The organism is Kitasatospora sp. NPDC056651, from assembly GCF_042792155.1.
In the GTDB taxonomy this organism is placed as follows: Bacteria; Actinomycetota; Actinomycetes; order Streptomycetales; family Streptomycetaceae; genus Kitasatospora.
On the sequence record NZ_JBHTWX010000214.1, the window covers coordinates 1 to 3,821 of the forward strand.

7 tRNA genes and 2 rRNA genes are annotated in these 3,821 nt (G+C 52.1%); all 9 read left to right on the forward strand.

Going from position 1 to position 3,821, the window contains the following annotated elements:
* Positions 1–76 (forward strand) — tRNA-Ala (locus ACFRAR_RS38340).
* A 105-nt stretch (positions 77–181) separates the two neighbouring features.
* Positions 182–3,098 (forward strand): 23S ribosomal RNA (locus ACFRAR_RS38345).
* Between the two features lie 48 nt (positions 3,099–3,146).
* Positions 3,147–3,262: ribosomal RNA gene (gene rrf / locus ACFRAR_RS38350) — 5S ribosomal RNA — on the forward strand.
* 22 nt (positions 3,263–3,284) lie between these two features.
* A tRNA-Val gene (locus ACFRAR_RS38355) sits at positions 3,285–3,360 on the forward strand.
* A gap of 4 nt (positions 3,361–3,364) precedes the next feature.
* Positions 3,365–3,440 (forward strand) — tRNA-Thr (locus ACFRAR_RS38360).
* A 36-nt stretch (positions 3,441–3,476) separates the two neighbouring features.
* Positions 3,477–3,552: transfer RNA gene (locus tag ACFRAR_RS38365), tRNA-Lys, on the forward strand.
* A 13-nt stretch (positions 3,553–3,565) separates the two neighbouring features.
* Positions 3,566–3,639 (forward strand) — tRNA-Gly (locus ACFRAR_RS38370).
* Between the two features lie 15 nt (positions 3,640–3,654).
* Positions 3,655–3,731, forward strand: a tRNA-Ile gene (locus tag ACFRAR_RS38375).
* Positions 3,732–3,739: 8 nt separating this feature from the next.
* Positions 3,740–3,815 (forward strand) — tRNA-Ala (locus ACFRAR_RS38380).
* Positions 3,816–3,821: the final 6 nt, after the last annotated feature.

Genomic DNA, 3,821 nt, shown 5'->3' on the forward strand with positions numbered 1-3,821 from the left:
GGGGCCTTAGCTCAGCTGGGAGAGCGCCTGCCTTGCACGCAGGAGGTCAGCGGTTCGATCCCGCTAGGCTCCACCAATGAAACAATCACGTTGTGATTGGGACAGCTTGTTCCTTGAAAACTAGATAATAGATAGAAGGCAATTAATTTTTTTCAAAGCATCTGTAAGATCTTTTTTTAATGGTTAAGTTAGAAAGGGCGCACGGTGGATGCCTTGGCACTAGGAGCCGATGAAGGACGGGACTAACACCGATATGCTTCGGGGAGCTGTAAGTAAGCTTTGATCCGGAGATTTCCGAATGGGGAAACCCACCACTCGTAATGGAGTGGTATCCATATCTGAATACATAGGATATGAGAAGGCAGACCCGGGGAACTGAAACATCTAAGTACCCGGAGGAAGAGAAAGCAAATGCGATTCCCTGAGTAGCGGCGAGCGAAACGGGACTAGCCCAAACCAAGAGGCTTGCCTCTTGGGGTTGTAGGACACTCTATACGGAGTTACAAAGGAACGAGGTAGACGAAGCGACCTGGAAAGGTCCGTCGTAGAGGGTAACAACCCCGTAGTCGAAACTTCGTTCTCTCCTGAGTGGATCCTGAGTACGGCGGAACACGTGAAATTCCGTCGGAATCCGGGAGGACCATCTCCCAAGGCTAAATACTCCCTAGTGACCGATAGTGAACCAGTACCGTGAGGGAAAGGTGAAAAGCACCCCGGAAGGGGAGTGAAAGAGATCCTGAAACCGTGTGCCTACAAGTAGTCAGAGCCCGTTAATGGGTGATGGCGTGCCTTTTGTAGAATGAACCGGCGAGTTACGATCCCGTGCAAGGTTAAGCTGAAGAGGCGGAGCCGCAGCGAAAGCGAGTCTGAATAGGGCGCATGAGTACGTGGTCGTAGACCCGAAACCAGGTGATCTACCCATGTCCAGGGTGAAGTTCAGGTAACACTGAATGGAGGCCCGAACCCACGCACGTTGAAAAGTGCGGGGATGAGGTGTGGGTAGCGGAGAAATTCCAATCGAACCTGGAGATAGCTGGTTCTCTCCGAAATAGCTTTAGGGCTAGCCTCAAGGTAAGAGTCTTGGAGGTAGAGCACTGATTGAACTAGGGGCCCCTACCGGGTTACCGAATTCAGTCAAACTCCGAATGCCAATGACTTATCCTTAGGAGTCAGACTGCGAGTGATAAGATCCGTAGTCGAGAGGGAAACAGCCCAGACCGCCAGCTAAGGTCCCAAAGTATACGTTAAGTGGAAAAGGATGTGGAGTTGCTTAGACAACCAGGATGTTGGCTTAGAAGCAGCCACCATTTAAAGAGTGCGTAATAGCTCACTAGTCGAGTGACTCTGCGCCGAAAATGTACCGGGGCTAAACGTATCACCGAAGCTGCGGACTGTTCTTCGAACAGTGGTAGGAGAGCGTTCTAAGGGCTGTGAAGCCAGACCGGAAGGACTGGTGGAGCGCTTAGAAGTGAGAATGCCGGTATGAGTAGCGAAAGACGGGTGAGAATCCCGTCCACCGAATGCCTAAGGTTTCCTGAGGAAGGCTCGTCCGCTCAGGGTTAGTCAGGACCTAAGCCGAGGCCGAAAGGCGTAGGCGATGGACAACAGGTTGATATTCCTGTACCACCTCCTCACCATTTGAGCAATGGGGGGACGCAGAAGGATAGGGTAAGCGCGGTATTGGATATCCGCGTCCAAGCAGTTAGGCTGGGAAATAGGCAAATCCGTTTCCCATAAGGCTGAGCTGTGATGGCGAGCGAAATATAGTAGCGAAGTTCCTGATTCCACACTGCCAAGAAAAGCTTCTAGCGAGATAAAAGGTGCCTGTACCGCAAACCGACACAGGTAGGCGAGGAGAGAATCCTAAGGTGATCGAGAGAACTCTCGTTAAGGAACTCGGCAAAATGACCCCGTAACTTCGGGAGAAGGGGTGCTTTCTTAACGGAAAGCCGCAGTGAATAGGCCCAAGCGACTGTTTAGCAAAAACACAGGTCTCTGCGAAGCCGTAAGGCGAAGTATAGGGGCTGACGCCTGCCCGGTGCTGGAAGGTTAAGAAGAGGGGTTAGCGTAAGCGAAGCTCTGAACTGAAGCCCCAGTAAACGGCGGCCGTAACTATAACGGTCCTAAGGTAGCGAAATTCCTTGTCGGGTAAGTTCCGACCCGCACGAAAGGTGTAACGATTTGGGCACTGTCTCAACCAGAGACTCGGTGAAATTATAGTACCTGTGAAGATGCAGGTTACCCGCGACAGGACGGAAAGACCCCGTGGAGCTTTACTGCAGCCTGATATTGAATTTTGGTACAGCTTGTACAGGATAGGTAGGAGCCTTGGAAACCGGAGCGCCAGCTTCGGTGGAGGCGTCGGTGGGATACTACCCTGGCTGTATTGACCTTCTAACCTACCGCCCTTATCGGGCGGGGAGACAGTGTCAGGTGGGCAGTTTGACTGGGGCGGTCGCCTCCTAAAGTGTAACGGAGGCGCCCAAAGGTTCCCTCAGAATGGTTGGAAATCATTCGTAGAGTGCAAAGGCATAAGGGAGCTTGACTGCGAGACCTACAAGTCGAGCAGGGACGAAAGTCGGGCTTAGTGATCCGGTGGTTCCGCATGGAAGGGCCATCGCTCAACGGATAAAAGCTACCCCGGGGATAACAGGCTTATCTCCCCCAAGAGTCCACATCGACGGGGAGGTTTGGCACCTCGATGTCGGCTCATCGCATCCTGGGGCTGTAGTCGGTCCCAAGGGTTGGGCTGTTCGCCCATTAAAGCGGTACGCGAGCTGGGTTCAGAACGTCGTGAGACAGTTCGGTCCCTATCCGTCGCGGGCGCAGGAAATTTGAGAGGAGCTGTCCTTAGTACGAGAGGACCGGGATGGACGCACCGCTGGTGTACCAGTTGTTCTGCCAAGGGCATCGCTGGGTAGCTATGTGCGGACGGGATAAGTGCTGAAAGCATCTAAGCATGAAGCCCCCCTCAAGATGAGATTTCCCATTCCGCAAGCTAGTAAGATCCCTGAAAGATGATCAGGTTGATAGGTTCGAGGTGGAAGCATGGTGACATGTGGAGCTGACGAATACTAATAGATCGAGGACTTAACCATATAATATGAAGCAATGTTATCTAGTTTTGAAGGAATATGCCTTCATAGTTTGGTGATGATGGCAGAGAGGTCACACCCGTTCCCATACCGAACACGGAAGTTAAGCTCTCTAGCGCCGATGGTAGTCGGGGGTTTCCCCCTGTGAGAGTAGGACGCCGCCAAGCAATTGCACGTTAGTGTAATTATGGAGGATTAGCTCAGCTGGGAGAGCATCTGCCTTACAAGCAGAGGGTCGGCGGTTCGAGCCCGTCATCCTCCACCATCTTGCCGGTGTAGCTCAATTGGTAGAGCAACTGACTTGTAATCAGTAGGTTGGGGGTTCAAGTCCTCTTGCCGGCACCACTTTTATATGATATAATATTCAAGTCTCTTGTAGAAGAGCCATTAGCTCAGTTGGTAGAGCATCTGACTTTTAATCAGAGGGTCGAAGGTTCGAATCCTTCATGGCTCACCATTTACAATTTAATGCGGGTGTAGTTTAGTGGTAAAACCTCAGCCTTCCAAGCTGATGTCGTGGGTTCGATTCCCATCACCCGCTCCATTTCTATATCGTCATGGGCCTATAGCTCAGCTGGTTAGAGCGCACGCCTGATAAGCGTGAGGTCGATGGTTCGAGTCCATTTAGGCCCACCATCCATTTTGGGGCCTTAGCTCAGCTGGGAGAGCGCCTGCCTTGCACGCAGGAGGTCAGCGGTTCGATCCCGCTAGGCTCCACCAAAAAGC